Here is a 19,449-nt window from a genome sequence, read left to right on the forward strand (position 1 = left end):
CGGCACCGTCACTTCAGCAGGGTGGGCCACTTGGGGTCGAGGGCGATCCCGCGGAGCTGCTCGACGGTGAGGGCGGGGGCTTCGCGGGTCGCCGGGGTGTGCTGGGCACCGGAGTTGAAGGCGCTGATCACCACGCGCAGACCGTCCGTCCGCAGGGTGTCCGCGGTCCACATCACGACCCCCTCGCCGCCCTTCTCCCCGGGACCCTGGCGTGTGGTGACCAGGGTGCCGTCGGGGAGGTTCTCGGCACCGGTGAAGAGCTCACCGGCGATGTCGCCCATGGCTGGCTGCACATTGATCTGGACGAGGCTTCGGCCCTTGCCGTCGTCGACGACGGCGTAACCGAACTCGCCCTCCCCTCCCTTGTCCACGACCTTCGCGCCCTCGGGAAGGAGCGTCACGAGCGTGTCCACGGCCGAGCCGCCGAACGTCGCCTGCGGGTCGGCGGGCCGGCCGCCGTCCGTCTGCCCCTTGCCGGCGTCGGGCGCCGCGGGGACGAGGGCCAGCCACTGCCCGGCGGTGGCGACCGCCTTCAACTGTGCGAGGGACAGGGGAGGCTCGGCGCGCGTGATCGGCGCGTCCTTCTCGGCCTCGGCGTTCCACTCGCTCACGCTGACCTGCTCGCCCTCTGGGGTGACGAGTTCGGCACGCCACAGCCTGGTCTCCACACGGCGGTCCGGATACTCGTACCCCTGGAAGAGCATCAGCACCGATCCGTCGGACAGCCGGTCGCTCCGACAACTGTCGTGCGGCACATAGACCTTGTCCGGGCAGGTGACGGCGTCGCGGGCCGCCTGGCTGCCGGGCTCGACCCGGCTGAGTCCGACACTGATCGCGCCGCCGCCCTCGCCGTCGTCGTGGACGAGCCACACGGACGGCGCAGGCCGCTCGCCCCCGCCGCCCCAGGCCTCCGCGCCGCTGACCTTCCCCTCCGGGAGCAGCTGCGTCAGCGTGGCGATCATGCGCTCGGAGGAGAAGGACGGCGGGGTGATCGAGGTGGCGGGCGCAACGGTCACGGGCCCGGCGCCGACGGACCGCTGGTCGCGGACGTCGCTGCTGCCGCCGCCGCTGCCGGACAGGACCAGCGCCCCGGCGACACCCACGAGAGCGATGCTCGCCGCGCCACCGGCCACCGCGGCGCGGCGGCGCAGCCGCAGCCTGCGTCCACGGGTCTGGCCCGCGGCGATCAGGGCGGGGCGGTCGGTGTCGAAGGTGTCCCCGGTCTGCCGCAGCGCGGCGCCGAGCCGGTTGTCGAAGGCGTCGTCGTGGTGGTCTGTGGGCATGGCGAATCACCGTCTCTTGAGGGTGGGTGGTGAGGTGACTTGGCGGACGGGCGGACGGGGGTCAGGTCGCCGCGTACTCGGCGAGGTCCTCGCCGAGCAGCTCCCGCAGCCGGGCGAGGGCACGGGAGCAGCGGGTCCGTACGGCGGCCGAGCTGGTGTTCATCGCGTCGGCGGTCTCCTCGACGCTGCGGTCCTCCCAGTAGCGCAGCACGACGACGGCCCGGTCCTTGACGGGCAGCCGCGCGAGCGCCTCCAGCAGGGTCAGCCGCAGGGTCGCGTCCCCGTCGGGGCCCGCCGTCTCCGGGAGTACGGCGGTGGCGCGCTCGGTGCTGCTGCGCCGCCGCTTCTGGGCGAGGAAGGTGCGGGTCAGAACGGTCTGCGCGTAGGCGGCCGGATTGTCGGCGCGGGAGACCCGCCCCCATCTCAGGTACAGCCGCCCGAGGGTCTCCTGCACCAGGTCCTCGGCGAGATACGTGTCACCGGCGGTGAGCAGACAGGCGGCCCGGTAGAGGTGCCCCGCGCGTGCCGCGGCGAACTCCTCGTACTCGTCACCGCGGACCTGCATGGTCGATTCCCCCCGTCGTCGGTGTCCGTCACCCCATTGATGCGCCGGGCCCGGGGAAATGTTTCACGGTCGTGCCGCCCTTGAGCGCACGAAGGGAACACGGCAGCGCCGGCCGCGTCGTGTCCGGCGCGGCCGGCGCCTGTGGAACCAAGGGTTACGGCAGCGCCTTCACATGCGGCCCCACCGCGTTCGACCACGCGTTGCCGCTCGTCGCGTCCCAGTTCGTCGACCATGTCATCGCGCCGCGAAGGTCCGGATACGTCCGCGGCGGCTTGAAGGTGCCGCAGTTCGTCGCGCGGGTCAGGCAGCTCAGCGCGTTGTTCACGACCGACGGGGCGACATAGCCGCTGCCCGCCGCCCGGGTGGAGGCCGGGACGCCGAGGCCCACCTGGGACGGGGAGAGGCCGTTCTCCAGCTGGATGCAGGCCAGCGCGGTCAGGAAGTCCACCGAGCCCTGGCTGTAGACCTTGCCGTCGCAGCCGAGCATCGAACCGCTGTTGTAATACTGCATGTTGACGACCGTGAGGATGTCCTTCACGTTCAGCGCCGTCTGGAAGTACGAGTTCGACGTGGACTGCATGTCGATGGTCTGCGGCGCCATCGTGAGCACCATCGACGGCCCCGCCTTCGCCGCCAGCGACCGCAGTGCCTGGCTCATGTACGTCGCGTTGAGACCGTTCTCGAGGTCGATGTCCACACCGTCGAAGCCGTACGTCTGCATCAGCGAATGAACCGAGTTCGCGAAGTTCGCCGCCGCCGTCGAGTCGTTTACCGCGACCCGGCCCAGCTCGCCGCCCACCGAGATGACGACCTTCTTCCCGGAGGCCTGCTTCGCCCGGAGGTCGGCCTTGAACTGGTCGACCGTGTAGCCGCCCAGCCCCGCCGAGTCCAGGTTGAAGGTCACGGCCCCGGGCGTCGCCGTCGCGTCCGCGAACGCCACCGCGATGATGTCGTAGTGGCCCGGCACGTCCGACAGCCGCTGCACGGTCGCGCCGTTGTTGAAGTTCTGCCAGTAGCCGGTCACCGCGTGCCGGGGGACGCCGGACCCGCCGCCGGTGGGCGCCGTCGTGCCCGTCACCGTCGCCGACCTCGGCGACTCACCCGCCGCGTTGGTCGCCGTGACCTGGAAGCTGTACGACGTCGACGCCGCGAGCCCGGTCGCCGTCCCCGACGTGCCGGTCACCCCCGTCACCCGGGTGCCGTTGCGGTAGATGTTGTAGCCCGTCGCGCCCGGGACCGCGTTCCAGGACAAGGAGACGGAGGAGGACGTCGTACCGGAGACCGTGACGCCCGCCGGCGCGCCCGGGATCGTCGGGGTCGGGTCGCCGCCCCCGCCGCCGTCGGGGCCGAACACCGAGACGTCGTCCACGTGGTACGCCGCCTGGCCGTACCAGCCGTGCGTGTAGACCGTCACCGAGCGGGTCGAGGAGCCCGTGGTGAAGGTGGTCGAGAGCTTCTTCCAGCTCGACGAGTCGGGGGTCCAGGTGGAGACGTCCGTGGTGCCCGTGCCCGTGGCGCCGAGGTAGGCGTAACCGCCCTGCACCCACGCGCTCAGCGTGTACGTCGAGTCGGGCTGGACCGCCACCGCCTGCGTGCAGCGCGCGTTGTCCTGCCCGGCCGGCGTCGCCTTCAGCGCGGACGAGCCGGCGTGCACCGGTGAGGAGACCGTCGTACCGCTGCCCGCCGAGCAGGCCCAGTTGCTCAGGCCCGACTCGAAGCCGGCGTTCTTGGCGTTGTTGATGTCCGCGGCCGATGCCTGGCCGATCGCCGGCACGGTGAGCGCCAGGGCGGCGATCACCGCTCCCGCCCACATGCGGGTACGTCTGCGTCTGGGTGCGCGGTCCACTGGGGCCTCCGGTGGGGGAGTGGGGACTTCCATGACGGGGGAGAACGACGGTGGCCACCGTTGGAGCTACAAGTTGGTCCAGACCAATTCGACTGTCAAGGGGTCCGGTCCGCGCACTCTTCAGGGTTGGGTCGTGATGCTCCCCCTGCCCCGATATGGCGTGTCTTGTGCAAGAGGAGTTGCTGCTCGGCTACGGAAACGCTGTTCTCCGGTCACGGAGGCGTGGATACAGTGCTGAGGTAGTCACGCAATGAAGTCGTCCAGGTGCACGAGAGTTGCGCCGGCGGGCCGGACTTGGGTGGGGAACGGGGAGCTGCGCGTGCCAACAGCCATTGCCGTGACCAGCGCCGACATGGCGCTGCCGGCGCAGGACGAGCGGACCCTGCCCGCCGTCGTCCTGCGCGACGTGGACAAACGCCCGCTGGACCACGTGCTGACCGAGATGCAGACCCTCGTCGAGGCGCACGGCCATGTGATCGTGGTGTGCTCGCAGGCCGTTCCGGCGGCAGTGGAGCGGCGGCTGCACACCATCCGCTCCCTCCTGGAGAGTGACCGGATCGCCCTCTTCCGGCCCGAGCTGCCCCCGTTGGGACTCGCCGTCCTGGCCAGGCAGTTGAGGCAGCTGGCCTCCTGCGACCTCGGCCCGGGGGTCCTCGCCTCGGCGGGCCGGCTGCTCACCCACTACATCCACGCCGGCGCGCTCCTCGGCACGGTCGCCCGGCTCGACCGCGTCCCCGTCGGGCTCAAGTCGCACGCCAAGTCCTGGGTCCCGGGCAGCCAGTTCGGCGTCATCGCCCATCCCGAGCCACGACTGGTGCGGATCGGCCCCGAAACGCGGCTCGTGGGGCCGGAGTTCGGCACCTGGATGCTGCTCGCCCGAGGGCAGCTCCAGTCCGACTGGGTCACCACCACGCTCGCCCCGTCCTGGTGTGTGCAGGGGCTGCGCGAGGCCCAGTTGCCCGCCGAGTCCGCGAGGTGGTGGGGCACCGGCAAGCTGATCGAGTTCTGCAGTTTTCTGCCCGACCTGTCCGTGCTCTACCAACTGGTCGGCTCGGTACGCCGGAACAGCTGCCACTGGTGCGGCATCGACGTCATCGGCGACCGGTGCGTGTTCTGTTCCGCGACGGCGCCGGCATACGACGACCAGCTCCAGCTTCCGGCGGGGTGACCCGCCGCCCTACGAGACCCCAGACCCGTTCGACCCCACCCCCAACGAGGTTGCACGCTTCATGAACTCCCGTCAGCGCCGCGGCGTGATACTCCTGTTTCTGTCCGTACTCTGCGCCCTCGGCGCGTTCGCGGGCGTGCTCTCCGTCATCGACGATGTGCAGTCCAAGGTCGGCCCCGAGGTCACCGCGTACCGGCTGAAGGGCGACGTGGCGCCCTACACCGCCCTGACCGCCGACAAGTTCGAGCAGGTCCGGATGCCCGAGCGCTGGCTGTCTCGGAACGCGGTCACCGATCTGCGGCAGGTCAGGGGCAAGATCGCCGTCACCACCCTGCGCGAGGGCTCCCTGCTGCAGAGCGACATGATCGTCGACCAGCCCGCGCTGCGGCCGGGGCAGCAGGAGGTCGCCATCATGATCGACGCGGCGACCGGAGTGGCCGGCAAGATCACGCCGGGATCCACGGTCAACGTGTACGCCACCTTCGCGGGCGAGCGAGAGGGCGACCCGGCCCAGTCGAAGATCATCGTGACCAACGCCCAGGTGATCGACGTCGGGGAGCTCACCGCCCTGGAGCCCGACAGCGACGACCGCACCCGGCGCTCCACCGACGCCGTGCCCATCACCTTCGCGCTGTCCACCCTCGACGCCCAGCGCCTCACGTACGCCGAGTCGTTCGCCGAGCGCGTCCGGCTCGCCCTGGTCGCGCCCGGCAGCGACACCACCGTCCCCGACGCGGACCGCACCTACGAACTCGCGAAGGACAAGTGAGGCCCGGATGCCCACGAGGATCCTGCCGGCCGTCGGCGACGCGGACGCGGTCCGCTCGGTCACGACCCTGCTCAGCCAGCTCCCGGACGCCGAACCGGTCGCCCCGGTCGTCGACTCCACCCAGCTCGTCGACACCCTCGCCCGGCTGGCCGCCGAGTCCGTCGACGAACTGCCCGAGGTCGTCGTCGTACACGAACGCATCGGACCCGTCCCGGCCCTGGAACTGATCCGCGAGGTGGCGCTCCGCTTCCCCGCCGTCGGCGTCATCCTCGTCACCTCCGACGCCGGCCCCGGCCTCTTCCAGGCCGCCATGGACTCCGGCGCCCGCGGCCTGGTCGCCCTGCCGCTGTCGTACGAGGAACTGGCCAACCGCGTGCAGGCGGTCGCCCAGTGGTCCGTGGGCGTACGCCGTCACCTCGGCCACGGCGGCGACGTCTTCACCGGCGTCGGCGGCACCGTCGTCACGGTCAGCGGCGCCAAGGGCGGCGTCGGGGCGACGCTGGCCGCCGTCCAGCTGGCGCTCGCCTCCCAGGCGTCGGGCCGCTCCACCGTGCTGGTCGACATGGACCTCCAGACGGGGGACGTCGCGTCGTACCTGGACGTCCAGTTCCGGCGCAGCGTCGCCGACCTCGCCGCCATCACCGACATCTCGCCGCGCGTCCTCGCCGACGCCCTCTTCCGGCACGACACCGGCCTCGCCCTGCTGCTCGCCCCCGGCGAGGGCGAACGCGGCGAGGAGGTCACCGACCGCGCGGCCCGGCAGATCGTCGGCGCCCTGCGCTCCCGCTACGAGACCGTCGTCATCGACTGCGGCGCCCAGCTCAGCGGCGCCGGCGCGGCCGCGGTCGAGATGGCCGACACCGCCCTGCTGGTGACCACGCCGGACGTGGTCGCGGTCCGGGGCGCCAAGCGGACCGTACGGATGTGGGACCGGCTCCAGATCCGCAAGGCCGAGGAGACCACGGTCGTCGTCAACCGGCACACGCGCAGTACGGAGATCCAGCCGCCCCTCATCCAGCGGATCACCGGCACCACCGTCGCCGCGACGACCGTGCCCGCCAACTTCAAGGAACTCCAGGCCGTCGTGGACGCCGGCCGCGTCCACGAGCTGGACAGCAGGAGCGCGGTGAAGCAGGCGCTGTGGGGGCTCGCGGGGGAACTGGGGCTGGTCAAGGCGCCCGTGGGCGAGCGGAAGGGCGGCCGGCCGCGTGGGGACCGCGGGTCGGGAAGCCTGCGGCGGCGGAGGGACGGATGAAGCCGGCCCGCCGAGGCCGCGACCGGGGCCAGGTCACCATCGAGTTCCTCGGCATGACCCCGCTGATCGTCCTGACGCTGGTGCTGCTGTGGCAATTCGTACTCGTGGGGTACACCTACTCGCTCGCGGGGAACGCTGCGGACGAGGCGGCACGGGCGGGCACGGCGGCGGAGGACCGTCAGGCGGCCTGTGAGGCGGCGGGGCGGGAGCATCTGCCGTCCGCGTGGGAGGGGGGTGCCGAGGTGTCCTGCGGCGAGAGCGGCGGCCTGGTCACGGCCGACGTACGGCTCGACGTGCCGGTCCTCTTCCCCGGCTCGATCGGCTTCCCCTTCCCCGGCGTCGCGGGCCACGCGGGGGCCGTGGTGGAGGAGACGGACTGAGATGACGTACCGCCGAAGCGACCGAGACCGTGACCGGGGCCAAGTGGCCCTGGAGTACCTCGGATTCATCCCGCTCCTGATCCTCGTGGCGATGGCCGCCGTGCAGATCGGCCTGATCGCCTACACCGCGCAGCAGGCCGGCACCGCCGCCCGCACCGGCGCGCGCAGCGCCTCCCTGGACGGGCCGTACGCGCAGGACTGCCAGAACGCGGTCAGCTCCTGGCTGGACGCCGGCTGTGCGGCGTCGTACCTGGGCGAGGAGGTCGAGGTCACCGCCACGATCGACATCCCGTCGATCGTCCCCGGCTGGGAATTCGGCCCCGCCCGCAAGACCGCCACCATGCCGATGGACCACTGAGCAGGGAGGACGGCGATGAGTCTGCGCGCGCGGATCAACTCCCCCGAGGAGAACGGCAGCCGGGGCGAGGACGGGCACCTGGTCGCCTCGTACCGGGCCAAGCTCCTGGAGGAGATCGACCTCGCGGAGATGAGCGCGCTCGCCGCGGCAGAGCGCAGGGCGCGGCTGGAGCGGGTGCTCGGGCACATCATCAGCCGTGAGGGCCCCGTGCTGTCGACGGTCGAGCGGTCGCAGTTGATCCGGCGCGTGGTCGACGAGGCGCTGGGCCTAGGCATCCTGGAGCCGCTGCTCGAGGACGCCTCGATCACCGAGATCATGGTGAACGGCCCCGACGCGATCTTCGTGGAGCGTGCCGGCCGGGTGGAGCAGCTGCCGCTGCGGTTCGCCTCGAACGACCAGCTCATGCAGACGATCGAACGGATCGTGTCGACCGTCAACCGACGCGTGGACGAGTCGAATCCGATGGTCGACGCCCGCCTCCCGTCCGGCGAGCGCGTCAACGTCATCATCCCGCCGCTGTCCCTGACCGGCGCCACGCTCACCATCCGCCGCTTCCCGCGCTCCTTCACGCTCCATGAACTGATCCAGTTCGGCTCGCTGGAGGAGCCGATGGTGTATCTGCTGGCAGGGCTGGTGCAGGCGCGGTTCAACATCATCGTGTCGGGCGCGACGGGCACCGGCAAGACGACCCTGCTGAACGCGCTGTCGGGCCTGATCCCCGAGAGCGAGCGGATCATCACCATCGAGGACTCCGCCGAACTCCAGCTCCAGCAGCAGCACGTGGTCCGCCTCGAGTCCCGCCCACCGAACGTCGAGGGCCAGGGCCAGGTGACCATCCGCGACCTGGTCCGCAACTCGCTGCGCATGCGCCCCGACCGGATCGTCGTCGGCGAGGTCCGTGGCGGTGAGTCGCTGGACATGCTCCAGGCGATGTCGACGGGCCACGACGGCTCGCTGGCCACCGTCCACGCCAACAGCGCCGAGGACGCGCTGATGCGGCTCCAGACCCTGGCCTCCATGTCCGACGTGGAGGTCCCCTTCGCCGCGCTGCACGACCAGATCAACAGCGCGGTCGACGTGATCGTGCAGCTCACCCGGTTCGCCGACGGGTTCCGCCGGGTCACCGAGGTCGCGCTCCTCGACAGCCACGGCGGCGAGCCGTACCGGCTGGCCACGGTCGCCCGCTTCGACGCGCGGCCCATGGCCGCCGACGGCCGGATCTACGGCGCCTTCCAGTACTTCCCGCTCACCCGCCGCAGCGCCGACCGCCTCCACATGGCGAGCCAGCCCATCCCCCAGGCCTTCGGCGTCGCCCAGTCCGCAGACCAGCTGGCCACCCGAGAAGCCAGGTAGGCAGGAGCCGACCATGGAACTGACGACCCTCGTCTCCCTCACCACCGGTGTCACCCTGCTGACCTGCGTCCTCGCCGTGGCTGGACTGCACGCGTACGCCATGGGCAGGGCCCAGCGACAGGCCCTCGTGGAGCGGCTGTCGTCCACCGGCCAGGTCCAGATCACCGGCCGCCGGCGCCGGTTCCGCGACCTGGACCGCCGCCTGCGCCGTACCCGCCTGGGCCGGAAACTGGAGCTGCGGCTGCTGGCGACGGGCCTGGACGTGACCCCGGGCGAGTTCTTCGTCGCGATGCTCGCCACGGTCGCCGGACTGTGGCTGATCGGCCAGGCCACCCTCGCCCCCTTCTTCGGCCCGATCGCCGGACTGCTGGGCGTCTGGGCGGCCGTCCAGTTCCTCAACTGGCAGCGCCAGAAACGCATCGAGAAGTTCATCAACCAACTCCCCGAACTGGCCCGCATCCTGGCCAACGCCACGCAGGCCGGCCTCGCCCTGCGCACGGCGATCGGCATGGCGGCGGAGGAGCTGGAGGCCCCGGCGGGGGAGGAGCTCGCCAAGGTGGCCAACCAGCTGGCGGTGGGCGCGTCGATGGACGAGGCACTGGGTGAGATGGCCGAACGGCTCCCGTCCCGCGAGCTGGTGGTCCTGGTCACCACCTTGGTGCTGTCCAACCGGGCGGGCGGCCAGCTGGTGAGCGCGCTCAGGAACCTCACGGAGACGCTGGAGGAGCGCAAGGAGACCCGCCGCGAGATCCGCACCCAGCTCTCGCAGGTGAGCATGACGTCGTACGCGGTCCCGGTGATGGGCGTGGGCTCGCTGTTCTTGATGAACGGCGTCAAGGACGGCGCCCTGGACCGGATGACGGGCTCCCCGGTCGGCCAGGCCTGCGTGATCATCGCGTTCGCGCTGTACGCCGTCGGCTTCGTCCTGATCCGCCGCATGTCCCGCATCGATGTCTGAGGAAGGGAGGGGACCGGCATGGCACTTGTGCTGGCACTGGTCATGGGCCTCAGCGTGTGGGGCGTCTTCGCCGGGATCCGGATGTACCGGGCGGAGGCGAAACTCCCCGCCGACCTCGTCCTCGCCCTGGAGGTGGGTTCGACCCGCACGGGCGCGGTGGACTCGCTGGTCGACCGGATGGGTATGCGGTACGCGCCCGCCGTACTGCGTCTGATGGGCCCCAGGCAGGTCGCCAGGTACCGCCGCCGGATCGACCTGGCGGGCAACCCCGGCGGCCTGACGATCGACCGTTACGCCGCGCGCCGCGCGGTCTACGGCTTCCTCGGCGGCGTCGGCGGCCTGGTGTTCCTGCTCCAGGGCAACGTGCTGATGACCCTGCTGCTGCTCGCCTTCGGCGGGTTCTGGACGGAGGTCGGTATCTGGTCGGCGATCCGGGTCCGCAAGGACGTGATCGACCGGACCCTGCCCGACTTCCTCGACGTCCTCGCCGTCGTGGTCAGCGCCGGCCTCGGCTTCCGCCAGGCCCTCGACCGGGTCGCGTCCCGCTACGAGGGCCCCTGGGCCGACGAGATCCGCATCACCCTGCACCAGATGGACCTCGGCATGAGCCGCCGCCAGGCCTTCGCGGAACTGCGGCGGCGCAACGACTCCGAGCAGGTCGCGATGTTCGTGACGGCGTTGCAGCAGGGGGAGGAACTGGGCGCGCCGATCGTGGACACGCTGGTGTCGCTGGCCAAGGACATGCGGCGCACGGACGCGCAGAACGCCCGGCGCAAGGCCGCGCGGGCCGTGCCCAAGGCCACGATGATGATCACGACGTTCATGGTCCCGGCGACGATGCTGCTGCTGGGCGCCGGCCTGCTCCTCGGCTCCGGCACGGACTTCGGCACACTCACGGGTGAGTGAGGACCATGACACTCACACCTACTGAGGGGGCGAGGGCGGCCTCGCGGGGGCGCCGCCAGGCGGATGTGCCGGGTGCCGGGCCGGCGGCGGTGCGGGTGGGGAGGGAACCCGGCGGGGCGGCCGCCGACGGTGCTCACGTCCCCGACGGGCCGTCCGCACGGAACGACGGCGGCCGCACGGTCGGTGAGGGAGGCGCGCCGGACCAGGCCGAAGGCCGGGCGCCCGCCACCGCACCCGCGCTCTCGATCCAGGTCAACGCCCTCCAGGCACTGTGCCGCCAGGTCTTCGGCTTCCGGCTCGCCATGATCGCCCTGGCCGCCCCGGCGGCCCTCCTCAACGCCTCACCCGGCCTGGGCGTACGCCTTGTCGGCGCGGCAGTGGTCGTCACCTTCATGGCCTCCTACGTCCTCTTCAGGGACTGGGAACGCTTCGCCCCCCTGCTGCTGCGCCACCCCACCCTCCTCGCCCTCGACACCCTCGTGGGCTCCCTCCCCCTCATCTCCGCGGGCCCCGACAGCACCCTCGCCTACGTCAGCGTCGGCACCCCCCTCCTCGCCGGCCTCGTCTACGGCTGGCGAGGCGCCGCGGTCTTCGCCTCCCTCCAGTCCCTGATCCTGCTCCTGGTCCACGCCACCCTCGCGAAGTCCCCCGACACCACTCCCGCCGAGACGCTCCTCCTCCCCGGCCTCTGCGTCATCACCGGCGCGGTCGGCTCCACCCTGCGCAACCTCATGCTCCGCTTCGGCGAAGCCACCCACGCCCTGACCACGGTCCAAGCCCGTCTGGCCGTCACGGAGGCGGTGGCGGCGGAGCGCGCCCGGCTGGCCCGCGAACTGCACGACTCGGTGGCGAAGACCCTGCACGGCGTGGCCCTGGCGGCGGACGGCCTGGCCAACTCGGCGGACCGACTCGACCCCTCCCTGGTCAAGGACCAGGCCGAACTGGTGGCCCGCTCGGCCCGCCGAGCCGCCGCGGAATCCCGCGAGCTCCTGACGGACCTCCGCCGGGAATCGGACCCGGCCCACGGCACGGACATACTCACGGAACTCGCCGCGCGCGCCGCCGACTTCACCACCCGGACCGGCGTCCCCACCACCTACCACCCCACCGGCGGCAGCGCCGTGCCGGCCGTCCCCCCGGCGGTGGCCCGCCAGCTCCTCACCATCGCGACGGAGGCCATGGAGAACGCCCACCGCCACGCGGACGCCACTCACGTCGACGTCACGGCGGGCGTCCAGGGGGACCTGCTCCTGCTCAGCATCTACGACGACGGCCGGGGCCTCGCCCCGGAAACCACCCTCGAACACCTCCGCAGAACGGGCCACTTCGGAGTGGTCGGCATGGTCGAACGCGCCGCCTCGGTCGGTGCCCGCATCCGCATCGGCCGCGGCCGGCACCCCAAGGGCACGGAAGTACGCCTGGAACTCCCGTTGGCCGCCCTCGACCCCACCTCCGAGAGGAGGCCGAACGATGCCGGACGCTGAGTACCCCTCCGCCCCCTTCCCACCTCCCTCGGACCCGACCGCCACGTCCCTTCGCGTGATCGTGGCCGACGACAACCCCGTGGTCCGCGCGGGTCTCACGGCCCTCCTCTCGGGCCGCGAGGACATTACGGTCGTGGCGGAGGCGGCGGACGGCCGAGAGGCGTACGAGGCGACCCGGACGCACCGCCCTGACGTGGTCCTATTGGACGTCCGCATGCCGGGCGTGGACGGCATCTCGGCCCTCCCGCACCTCGTACGCCTGGCCCCCGTCGTCATGCTCACCTACAGCCGCGAGCCGGACATCGTCGAGGAGGCCCTGCGGCGGGGCGCGGGCGGCTACCTTGTCCATGGCGAGTTCACGGCGGACCAACTGGTGGCGGCGGTACGGGACATCAGAGGCGGAAAGCCCCACTTCACCCCCACGGCGGCGGAGGCCCTCCTGGCCCAGCTCCGGCAGAGCGGCCCAGCAAATGCGACTGCAAACTCAAGGCTCCTTGCTCCGCCTAATTCTTCGGAAAAGCTTTCGCAAGTGCAACCGTTTGTGGCACAGTCTTCGTCATATCGCTCACAGGCCCAACTCAGCACGAGAGAGGCGGAGATCATGGACCTCATCGCATCCGGCATGAACAACCAGCAGATCGCCGCCACGTGCTTCATCAGCGAGAAGACGGTCAAGAACCACATCAACCGCATCTTCGCCAAGCTCCACAGCACGAGCCGCTCGGAGGCCACGGCGAAGTGGCTGGGGCTGGGGTGAGCGCGATGCATCGTCCACCGGCTCGTGATTGGGCCCACGATTGGGCCCTGGGACCCTCGGCGGACCCGGCGGCCCCCTCGTACGGTCGCGGCACCGAAGCCGCCACACCGGGAGGGGAACGCCATGAACAACTGGATGAACACCACCACCTCGTACCTCCGCACCCGCGCCGCCCACAACGACAGGGGCCAGACGGCGGTGGAGTACCTGGGGATCATCGCGGTTGTGGTGGCGATCGTGCTGGCGATCACGGGGACGGACATCGGGCAGTCCATTTTCGACGCGATCACGCAGAAGATTGCCGAGGTGACAGGTGGCTGACGCAGCCGCGTAGGTACCGCGACGCAGGGCAGGCCTTCCCCATCTACATCACGGTGGTGGCGAGCCTGCTCTTTCTCGCGTTCGCGTACCTTGCGGTCGGCCAGGCCGCGGCAACGCGCAACGAGGCCCAGGCCGGGGCAGACGCCGCGGCGCTAGCGGCGGCCCAGGACCTCCGGGACCAGATCGCGGGCGAATGGCTTGAGAACGTGCTGGACCCCACTTCATGGCAGGGCATCTTCAACGGCGAAGTGGAACTGCTGGGCAACCCTTGTGAACGCGCGGACCAACTCGCGGCGCAGAACGATGCTCACGTGGACGCCTGCGAAGCGGACGGCCTCCTGGGTTACAGGGTCGACGTCACGACCAACGAGCCTGTGGGGGAGACCATTGTGCCCGGCACGGAGGGGCAATTCGCGACGGCCCACGCCCTCGCCGTTGTCGAGCTCCGCTGCACGTACGCCCTCCCCAATGACGACGCAGGGGACGACGTCCTGCCGAGCCTCGACTGCGACGGCGAGAAATGGGACCTGGACCCGAAGAATCTGGACATCCTGCCCGAGCCCGAGGATCTCTTCGATGTCCACCTGGCGGATTGACAAGCGAACGACGAGTGACGAAGGAAGCAGAGGCATGAGCGTTCTGTTCACTGCGAAGGCCTGCAGGGGGATGGTCACGTTGACCGCCGCGGCCGGTCTGGCCTTCGGTATGGCTGGCTGTAGCGGCGGTGGCGGCCAAGACGAGAAGCCGGGCAGTTCGGCTTCTGCTTCTCAGGACGGCGGGTCTCAGCCGAGCGCTCAGGACGGGCAGTCGGAGGAGCCTCTGGCCGAGTTGAAGGGCTCTAACGGGCTGCTTCTGCAGATCATCTCGGCGCAACGTGACTCCGGCGGCTTCGTCACCGTCAACGCCAACCTGAAGAACGACGGCGCCAAGAGCATCGCGGTGCCGGCTGCGCTCAGTGGCAACGAGACCGAGATCATCAGGAACGGCCGGTCACTGGGGGGTGCCACGCTGGTGGACTCCCAGGGCAAGAAGCGGTACTACGTGCTTCGAGACACGGATGGTCGCCCTTTGACGACTACGGGGCTGTCCACGATGAAGGCGGGGGAGACCGTGTCCGTCTTCATGCAATTTCCTTCCCCGCCGACCAGCACAACCGAAGTCGCCTTCCAGCTGCCGACCTTCGCCAGCGCCACCATCACGATCTCCGGTTGAGGCCACCCATGACCCCTACCCGCCTCCCCCTGGCCCTCACCACAGCCACGATCATGCTCGCCACGACCCTCTGCGCCACCGCGACCGCGTACGCCGAGGACGATCCCAGCGTGCCCCCGGGCACCGAAGCAACCGCCTCCGCGCCCGTCGAGGTCGACGCCAACGACCCGGACCTGAAGATCCCGGAAGGCGCCACCCTCGCCGAACCCAAGGTCCTCGACATCAAGCAGGTCGTGGAGGACCAGAGCGGAGACGAACGCCGCGAGGACACCAACGCCGACGTGAAGTTCGCCCTCCAGGCGGAAGTCCTGTTCGGCAAGGACAGCGCGAAGCTCGGCGCCGAGTCGAAGGCCCGTATCGCCGCGATCGCCGACGAGATCAAGACCCAGAACGCGACCAAGGTCCGCGTCTTCGGCTTCACGGACAACCTCGGCTCGTCCGCCCACGGCGACTCCCTGTCCCGCCGCCGCGCCAACGCCGTGCACGACATCCTCGACACGGAACTGAACGACCCGAACATCACCTTCGAGGTACGCGGCTACGGCGAGCAGTACCCCATCGCGGACAACTCCACGGAGTCCGGCCGCAAGAAGAACCGCCGCGTCGAGGTCTCCTTCCCCCGCACCGAAGGCTGACGCACCCCGCCGGGCAGCCCACCCGGCGGGCACCACGACCCCCTCACCCCGCCCCGACCGCCCCCCGGACCTCCACCCTGACGCCCACCCGAACCCCCCACCCCGCCATCCTCCCGGCCTCGGCCTCCAGCACATGCCGCGCGCGCAGCCGAGGCAGGCCCAGCCGCCACGGCCTCATCGTGCGGACGGCGACGACGACCAGTTCCCGGTCCAGGTAGGCGACGTCGATGGGCATGCGCATCCGGAAGGTGTGGACGCTGTTCGCGGGGGACAGCAGCATCGCGCCCTCTACGGCGTCCCGCCCGAGCAGCCCCCGCGTACGGGCCCGGTACGACGTCGCGATCTCCAGCGGAACCGTCGCACCCCCCTGCACGACCAACTCCCCCCGCCCGTCCCGCCAGCGCCGCCCCATGGCCATGCCCCTGCCCCTCCGTCGTCCGCCCGTACCCGGTGTGCGAACCGACCGTATCCACGGCGGGCGGCCCGGAACCGGCACCGGCCCCCACCTCGGCGCCGCAACGTCCACCGCCGCACCGCTCGGCCAGGCCGAGTCCGAACCGAACGTCGCGCGACGGAACGAGACCGGCGTACACCCTTCGACGCAGAGCGGCACCATGCCGGCACCGTAAAGCGGTTGTCCGCTCAACCGGCCCCGGGTAGGAAGGCCGCATGACAGGACTCGGCGCTGTGTTCCGTCCCCAACTTCCCCCCGAGCGGCTGCGTGCCCTCGCCCAACTGGCCGACGACACCGGCCTCGACGAACTCTGGCTGTGGGAGGACTGCTTCCGCGAAGGCGGTGTCTCCACCGCCGCGGCCGCCCTCGCCTGGACCGAGCGGGTCCGGATCGGGGTGGGCCTGCTCCCCGTGCCGCTGCGGAACGTCGCCGTCACCGCGATGGAGGCCGCCTCGCTGCACCGTATGTTCCCCGGCCGCCCGGTCCTCGCCGTCGGGCACGGCGTGCAGGACTGGATGGGCCAGGTCGGCGCCCGCGCCGCCTCCCCGCTGACGCTGCTGCGCGAGCATCTCGACGCGCTGCGGGCGCTGCTGCGAGGGGAGCGGCTCACCACCGAGGGGCGGTACGTCCGACTCGACGACGTCGCCCTCGACTGGCCGCCGCAGGGCCCGGTCGAGATCCTCGCCGGCGCCACCGGCCCGCGCACCCTCCAGTTGTCCGGCGCGGCGGCGGACGGCACCGTCCTCACCGCGGAGACACCCCCGGAGGGCGTACGCCTGGCGCGTCGGCTCATCGACGAGGGGCGGACGTCGGCCGGCCGCACCGACCCGCACCGCGTCGTCGTCTACCTCCTCGCCGCCACCGGTCCCGACGCGGCCGACCGCCTGCGTGCCGAGCTCAGCGCCGAGGGCCTCGCCGACGTCCCCGACCTCGGTGTCGCCGGGGACGCGGCGACCGTCGCCAAGGCCGTCGAGCAGCTCACCGAGGCCGGTGCCGACACGGTGATCCTCCAGCCCACGGGCGACGAACCCGACCCCGAGGGCTTCGTCCGCTTCGCCGCCCAGGAGGTCCGTCCTCTCGTCCCGTAGTCGCAGGAGCTACCCGGCGGGGCGGTGGTCGCCCGTCGTCCCGTCGATGAGCTCCCGCACGACATCCATGTGCCCTGCGTGTCTGGCCGTCTCCTCGATCAGGTGGACGATCACCCACCGCAGGGACATGGACCCCTCGCGCCACGCGGGGCTGCCCGTGTCGTCCAGCGACAGCTCGGTGATGGTGCGGTCGGCGGCGGCGCGTGCGCGGCCGTAGAAGTCGACGATCTGCTGGGTCGTCTCACCCTGGTCGGCCCGCATGTCCTCGTTCTCGTACGGGTCGAACCAGAGCGGCTCCACCTCGCGGCCGAACGTCTCCACCAGCCAGCCGTACTCCACCGACCCCAGGTGCTTCACCAGGCCGAGCAGGCTCGTGCCCGACGGTGTCACCGGTCGCCGCAACTGCTCGTCGTCCAGGCCCTCCAGCTTCCACAGCACCGCGTCCCGGTGCCGGTCCAGACTCGCGTGCAGCGTCGCCTTCTCGCCGCCCCGGTACGGCATGCCCGCACCGCCCTGATGCGCCCCGCCCTCGTTCACCATGCCGGAAAATTAGCAGCGGCCACTGACAACGCCCTGCGACGATCGAGCCCATGCACGCCGACGACCGCCCCACCGATCCCCGCCCCACCTTCGAGGAACTCCTCGCCGAAGGTGCCGCCGTCCCCACCGAGGGCTGGGACTTCTCCTGGTTCGAGGGCCGGGCCACCGAGGCACGGCCCTCCTGGCGTTACGCCGCGTCGCTCGCCGGGCGTCTCGCACGCGCGCGTGCCGCCCTCGACGTCCAGACCGGCGGCGGCGAGGTCCTCGACTTCGCGCTCGGCGCCGCCGCCCGCCGGCCCGGGCTCGCCGCCGCGACCGAGGGCTGGCCGCCGAACGTCGCCAAGGCCACGGAGCTGCTGGGTCAGCGCGGCGTCGTGGTCGTCGCCGCGCCGGAGGACGCCCCGCTGCCCTTCGCCGACGCGGCCTTCGACCTGGTCTCCAGCCGCCACCCCGTACAGCCGCACTGGGACGAGATCGCGCGGGTGCTGCAGCCGGGCGGTACGTACTTCGCCCAGCACGTGGGGCCCAGCAGCGTCTTCGAGCTCGTCGAGTACTTCGTCGGCCCGCGGCCCGAGGAGGTGCGGGCCGGTCGCCACCCCGAACACGAGCGGGCGGGCGCGCAGGCGGCCGGTCTGGAGGTCGTCGAGCTGCGCGCGGAGCGGCTGCGGATGGAGTTCCACGACATCGCCGCCGTCGTCCACTTCCTGCGCAAAGTGATCTGGATGGTGCCGGGGTTCACCGCCGAGGCGTACGAGGACAGGCTCCGCGCCCTGCACGAGCGGATCGCGACGTGGGGCCCCTTCGTGGCCCACAGCACCCGGCACCTCTTCGACGTCCGCAAGCCGGCCGGCTGACCGGGGCGGGGCTCAGGCGTGCGGCCCCGCCGTCCCCTGCCCGATCACCAGCTCCGCCCCAGCCCCTGCCTCCGCCACCGCCGCCACCCGTTCGGCCTGCTCCACCAGCTCCCGTTCCTGCCGTGCAGTGAGCGCGCCCAGGGGCTCCACCGTGACCGTCATCCGCCTCCCCCGGCGCCGCTGGTGCCACACCCCGGCCACCACGCCGTCGACCAGCAGCAGCGGATGGTTGCCCGCCTGGCCCCGGGACAGCGCCCGGTCGAAGGCGCGCCCCGGGAACAGCAGCTCGCGCGGCTGTGCGGCGATGCCGTAGGCGTCGAAGTACGGCAACAGCCGTACGCCCCGCACCGGCCCCTTGGGGAACTCCCCGTCGCCGGCCACCACCCACGCGCGCGTGCCCTCGAACACGACCTCCTCGATCTCCCCCTCGGCGGCCAGCGAGGCGAACAGCTCGCCGGCCCAACCGGGTGACGCCGCCAGCCACTTCGCGAAGTGCTGCGGGGTCCCCGGCCCGTACGCGTGCAGGTGACGGCGGACGAGAAGGCGCAGCGCCTCCCGCGGGGGCAGCGGCGTGAAGAGGGGCGGGCGGGTGTACGTGGTCCCGCGGCCGCGGTTCGGCCCGAAGCACACGGCGCCGGACTGGCCGGCCAGGTGCAGGACCGTCCGCCAGCGCGGCCACAGCTCCTGGAAGGCCGGCATCACCCGCTCCCCGGCCCAGGGACCGGTGCGCGCGACGATCGCCTCGCCCAGTTCGTCCACGGTCAGACACACGCCGCTGAGCGCGTCGCCGATCGCGGCGAGGACCTGCTCGCTCTGTTCGCCGCTGAGCCGGACGCCCGGCGGGAAGGGGGCGGTGGCCGTCGGCACGGCGGGCAGGGCTGCGCACCACTGGGGGAGTTCCCGGCTGTCGAGCAGATGCACGGTCCCCCGTGGGCCGTACGTCCTGACGAGCGAGCGCTCCATCCACAGGGCGGCGCGTACGTCCGCCCGGGTGATGTCGGCGCGCCGGACCCCGACGGACAGTTCGGCCGCCGACATCACCTGCGCGTGCGCCCCGCGCATGGCGGCGACGACGTCGGCGACCGGAGTAACGGCCGTCGCCGGATTGGCCAGGAACTGCCGCTCCAGCCGTCGTGCGCCGGCCTGGTCCCACCTGATCCCTTTGCTCTTCACGGTGATGGCAGGACACCGGGGCGGAGCGGGGTCGGAGTCCGTCCTCTTCGAGGCGGATCCGGTGTGCGGCGCGCCGCGGAGCCCGCCCTC

22 protein-coding genes are annotated in these 19,449 nt (G+C 71.6%); 16 read left to right on the forward strand and 6 right to left on the reverse strand.

The features are described 5' to 3' along the window. Nucleotides 1-8: 8 nt before the first annotated feature. The 3 genes from AB0O67_RS07240 to AB0O67_RS07250 form a co-directional block, all read right to left on the reverse strand. Complete coding sequence (locus AB0O67_RS07240; protein ID WP_365447087.1) at nucleotides 9-1,283, reverse strand: hypothetical protein; 1,275 nt, start codon at nucleotides 1,281-1,283, stop codon at nucleotides 9-11. Nucleotides 1,284-1,344: 61 nt separating this feature from the next. Continuing rightward, nucleotides 1,345-1,848 carry a SigE family RNA polymerase sigma factor gene (locus tag AB0O67_RS07245; protein WP_365447089.1) on the reverse strand — a complete coding sequence of 168 codons (504 nt, stop codon included), beginning with the start codon at nucleotides 1,846-1,848 and terminating at the stop codon, nucleotides 1,345-1,347. A gap of 154 nt (nucleotides 1,849-2,002) precedes the next feature. Then, complete coding sequence (locus tag AB0O67_RS07250; protein ID WP_365447127.1) at nucleotides 2,003-3,661, reverse strand: glycoside hydrolase family 18 protein; 1,659 nt, start codon at nucleotides 3,659-3,661, stop codon at nucleotides 2,003-2,005. A gap of 385 nt (nucleotides 3,662-4,046) precedes the next feature. On the opposite strand from AB0O67_RS07250, the gene AB0O67_RS07255 reads away from it, so the two are divergent. From AB0O67_RS07255 to AB0O67_RS07320, 14 genes are all read left to right on the forward strand, one after another. Then, nucleotides 4,047-4,862, forward strand: coding sequence for a hypothetical protein (locus AB0O67_RS07255; protein ID WP_365447129.1), 816 nt, complete (start codon nucleotides 4,047-4,049; stop codon nucleotides 4,860-4,862). A 61-nt stretch (nucleotides 4,863-4,923) separates the two neighbouring features. Next, nucleotides 4,924-5,631, forward strand: coding sequence for a Flp pilus assembly protein CpaB (gene cpaB / locus AB0O67_RS07260; RefSeq protein WP_365447091.1), 708 nt, complete (start codon nucleotides 4,924-4,926; stop codon nucleotides 5,629-5,631). Nucleotides 5,632-5,638: 7 nt separating this feature from the next. Next, nucleotides 5,639-6,886 carry an AAA family ATPase gene (locus tag AB0O67_RS07265; RefSeq protein ID WP_365447093.1) on the forward strand — a complete coding sequence of 416 codons (1,248 nt, stop codon included), beginning with the start codon at nucleotides 5,639-5,641 and terminating at the stop codon, nucleotides 6,884-6,886. Beyond that, complete coding sequence (locus AB0O67_RS07270) at nucleotides 6,883-7,266, forward strand: TadE family protein (RefSeq protein WP_365447095.1); 384 nt, start codon at nucleotides 6,883-6,885, stop codon at nucleotides 7,264-7,266. The genes AB0O67_RS07265 and AB0O67_RS07270 overlap by 4 nt, the downstream gene beginning before the upstream one ends. Nucleotide 7,267: 1 nt before the next feature. Then, complete coding sequence (locus tag AB0O67_RS07275; protein WP_365447097.1) at nucleotides 7,268-7,624, forward strand: TadE family protein; 357 nt, start codon at nucleotides 7,268-7,270, stop codon at nucleotides 7,622-7,624. 15 nt (nucleotides 7,625-7,639) lie between these two features. Further along, a complete protein-coding gene (locus AB0O67_RS07280) occupies nucleotides 7,640-8,977 on the forward strand; it encodes a CpaF family protein (protein ID WP_365447099.1) in 1,338 nt (445 codons plus the stop codon). Between the two features lie 13 nt (nucleotides 8,978-8,990). Beyond that, nucleotides 8,991-9,935 carry a type II secretion system F family protein gene (locus tag AB0O67_RS07285; protein ID WP_365447101.1) on the forward strand — a complete coding sequence of 315 codons (945 nt, stop codon included), beginning with the start codon at nucleotides 8,991-8,993 and terminating at the stop codon, nucleotides 9,933-9,935. An 18-nt stretch (nucleotides 9,936-9,953) separates the two neighbouring features. Beyond that, nucleotides 9,954-10,841: a DUF5936 domain-containing protein gene (locus tag AB0O67_RS07290; RefSeq protein ID WP_365447103.1), complete on the forward strand. Its 888-nt coding sequence runs from the start codon at nucleotides 9,954-9,956 to the stop codon at nucleotides 10,839-10,841. Nucleotides 10,842-10,846: 5 nt separating this feature from the next. Then, nucleotides 10,847-12,325 (forward strand): histidine kinase, encoded by a 1,479-nt coding sequence (locus AB0O67_RS07295; RefSeq protein ID WP_365447105.1) that lies wholly within the window; start codon nucleotides 10,847-10,849, stop codon nucleotides 12,323-12,325. Further along, complete coding sequence (locus AB0O67_RS07300) at nucleotides 12,312-13,082, forward strand: response regulator transcription factor (protein WP_365447107.1); 771 nt, start codon at nucleotides 12,312-12,314, stop codon at nucleotides 13,080-13,082. The genes AB0O67_RS07295 and AB0O67_RS07300 overlap by 14 nt, the downstream gene beginning before the upstream one ends. A 123-nt stretch (nucleotides 13,083-13,205) precedes the next feature. After that, nucleotides 13,206-13,403, forward strand: coding sequence for a hypothetical protein (locus AB0O67_RS07305; RefSeq protein ID WP_365447109.1), 198 nt, complete (start codon nucleotides 13,206-13,208; stop codon nucleotides 13,401-13,403). 56 nt (nucleotides 13,404-13,459) lie between these two features. Further along, a complete protein-coding gene (locus AB0O67_RS07310) occupies nucleotides 13,460-13,999 on the forward strand; it encodes a pilus assembly protein TadG-related protein (RefSeq protein ID WP_365447111.1) in 540 nt (179 codons plus the stop codon). A 34-nt stretch (nucleotides 14,000-14,033) separates the two neighbouring features. Continuing rightward, a complete protein-coding gene (locus tag AB0O67_RS07315) occupies nucleotides 14,034-14,615 on the forward strand; it encodes a hypothetical protein (RefSeq protein WP_365447113.1) in 582 nt (193 codons plus the stop codon). A gap of 8 nt (nucleotides 14,616-14,623) precedes the next feature. Beyond that, nucleotides 14,624-15,250 (forward strand): OmpA family protein, encoded by a 627-nt coding sequence (locus tag AB0O67_RS07320; protein ID WP_365447115.1) that lies wholly within the window; start codon nucleotides 14,624-14,626, stop codon nucleotides 15,248-15,250. 43 nt (nucleotides 15,251-15,293) lie between these two features. On the opposite strand, the gene AB0O67_RS07325 is transcribed toward AB0O67_RS07320, so the two are convergent. Beyond that, nucleotides 15,294-15,662 (reverse strand): DUF192 domain-containing protein, encoded by a 369-nt coding sequence (locus tag AB0O67_RS07325; RefSeq protein WP_365447131.1) that lies wholly within the window; start codon nucleotides 15,660-15,662, stop codon nucleotides 15,294-15,296. A gap of 257 nt (nucleotides 15,663-15,919) precedes the next feature. Here AB0O67_RS07325 and AB0O67_RS07330 point away from each other — a divergent pair, with 257 nt between their 5' ends. Beyond that, nucleotides 15,920-16,792 carry an LLM class flavin-dependent oxidoreductase gene (locus tag AB0O67_RS07330; protein WP_365447117.1) on the forward strand — a complete coding sequence of 291 codons (873 nt, stop codon included), beginning with the start codon at nucleotides 15,920-15,922 and terminating at the stop codon, nucleotides 16,790-16,792. Nucleotides 16,793-16,801: 9 nt separating this feature from the next. On the opposite strand, the gene AB0O67_RS07335 is transcribed toward AB0O67_RS07330, so the two are convergent. Continuing rightward, a complete protein-coding gene (locus tag AB0O67_RS07335; protein ID WP_365447133.1) occupies nucleotides 16,802-17,293 on the reverse strand; it encodes a DinB family protein in 492 nt (163 codons plus the stop codon). A gap of 89 nt (nucleotides 17,294-17,382) precedes the next feature. On the opposite strand from AB0O67_RS07335, the gene AB0O67_RS07340 reads away from it, so the two are divergent. After that, on the forward strand, nucleotides 17,383-18,186 hold the full coding sequence (locus AB0O67_RS07340) for a methyltransferase domain-containing protein (RefSeq protein WP_365447119.1): 804 nt from the start codon (nucleotides 17,383-17,385) through the stop codon (nucleotides 18,184-18,186). 12 nt (nucleotides 18,187-18,198) lie between these two features. On the opposite strand, the gene AB0O67_RS07345 is transcribed toward AB0O67_RS07340, so the two are convergent. Then, entirely contained in the window at nucleotides 18,199-19,365 is a 1,167-nt protein-coding gene (locus AB0O67_RS07345; protein ID WP_365447135.1) for a winged helix DNA-binding domain-containing protein, read from the reverse strand. Nucleotides 19,366-19,449: the final 84 nt, after the last annotated feature.

Source organism: Streptomyces sp. NPDC086077 (genome assembly GCF_040686175.1).
GTDB lineage: Bacteria > Actinomycetota > Actinomycetes > Streptomycetales > Streptomycetaceae > Streptomyces.

Excerpts from the sequence above, each read along its gene's own strand:
- AB0O67_RS07240 (WP_365447087.1), bottom strand. The coding sequence starts at position 1,283 with ATGCCCACAGACCACCACGACGACGCCTTCGACAACCGGCTCGGCGCC.
- AB0O67_RS07245 (WP_365447089.1), bottom strand. The coding sequence starts at position 1,848 with ATGCAGGTCCGCGGTGACGAGTACGAGGAGTTCGCCGCGGCACGCGCG.
- AB0O67_RS07250 (WP_365447127.1), bottom strand. The coding sequence starts at position 3,661 with ATGTGGGCGGGAGCGGTGATCGCCGCCCTGGCGCTCACCGTGCCGGCG.
- AB0O67_RS07255 (WP_365447129.1), top strand. The coding sequence starts at position 4,047 with ATGGCGCTGCCGGCGCAGGACGAGCGGACCCTGCCCGCCGTCGTCCTG.
- cpaB (WP_365447091.1), top strand. The coding sequence starts at position 4,924 with ATGAACTCCCGTCAGCGCCGCGGCGTGATACTCCTGTTTCTGTCCGTA.
- AB0O67_RS07265 (WP_365447093.1), top strand. The coding sequence starts at position 5,639 with ATGCCCACGAGGATCCTGCCGGCCGTCGGCGACGCGGACGCGGTCCGC.
- AB0O67_RS07270 (WP_365447095.1), top strand. The coding sequence starts at position 6,883 with ATGAAGCCGGCCCGCCGAGGCCGCGACCGGGGCCAGGTCACCATCGAG.
- AB0O67_RS07275 (WP_365447097.1), top strand. The coding sequence starts at position 7,268 with ATGACGTACCGCCGAAGCGACCGAGACCGTGACCGGGGCCAAGTGGCC.
- AB0O67_RS07280 (WP_365447099.1), top strand. The coding sequence starts at position 7,640 with ATGAGTCTGCGCGCGCGGATCAACTCCCCCGAGGAGAACGGCAGCCGG.
- AB0O67_RS07285 (WP_365447101.1), top strand. The coding sequence starts at position 8,991 with ATGGAACTGACGACCCTCGTCTCCCTCACCACCGGTGTCACCCTGCTG.
- AB0O67_RS07290 (WP_365447103.1), top strand. The coding sequence starts at position 9,954 with ATGGCACTTGTGCTGGCACTGGTCATGGGCCTCAGCGTGTGGGGCGTC.
- AB0O67_RS07295 (WP_365447105.1), top strand. The coding sequence starts at position 10,847 with ATGACACTCACACCTACTGAGGGGGCGAGGGCGGCCTCGCGGGGGCGC.
- AB0O67_RS07300 (WP_365447107.1), top strand. The coding sequence starts at position 12,312 with ATGCCGGACGCTGAGTACCCCTCCGCCCCCTTCCCACCTCCCTCGGAC.
- AB0O67_RS07305 (WP_365447109.1), top strand. The coding sequence starts at position 13,206 with ATGAACAACTGGATGAACACCACCACCTCGTACCTCCGCACCCGCGCC.
- AB0O67_RS07315 (WP_365447113.1), top strand. The coding sequence starts at position 14,034 with ATGAGCGTTCTGTTCACTGCGAAGGCCTGCAGGGGGATGGTCACGTTG.
- AB0O67_RS07320 (WP_365447115.1), top strand. The coding sequence starts at position 14,624 with ATGACCCCTACCCGCCTCCCCCTGGCCCTCACCACAGCCACGATCATG.
- AB0O67_RS07325 (WP_365447131.1), bottom strand. The coding sequence starts at position 15,662 with ATGGGGCGGCGCTGGCGGGACGGGCGGGGGGAGTTGGTCGTGCAGGGG.
- AB0O67_RS07330 (WP_365447117.1), top strand. The coding sequence starts at position 15,920 with ATGACAGGACTCGGCGCTGTGTTCCGTCCCCAACTTCCCCCCGAGCGG.
- AB0O67_RS07335 (WP_365447133.1), bottom strand. The coding sequence starts at position 17,293 with ATGCCGTACCGGGGCGGCGAGAAGGCGACGCTGCACGCGAGTCTGGAC.
- AB0O67_RS07340 (WP_365447119.1), top strand. The coding sequence starts at position 17,383 with ATGCACGCCGACGACCGCCCCACCGATCCCCGCCCCACCTTCGAGGAA.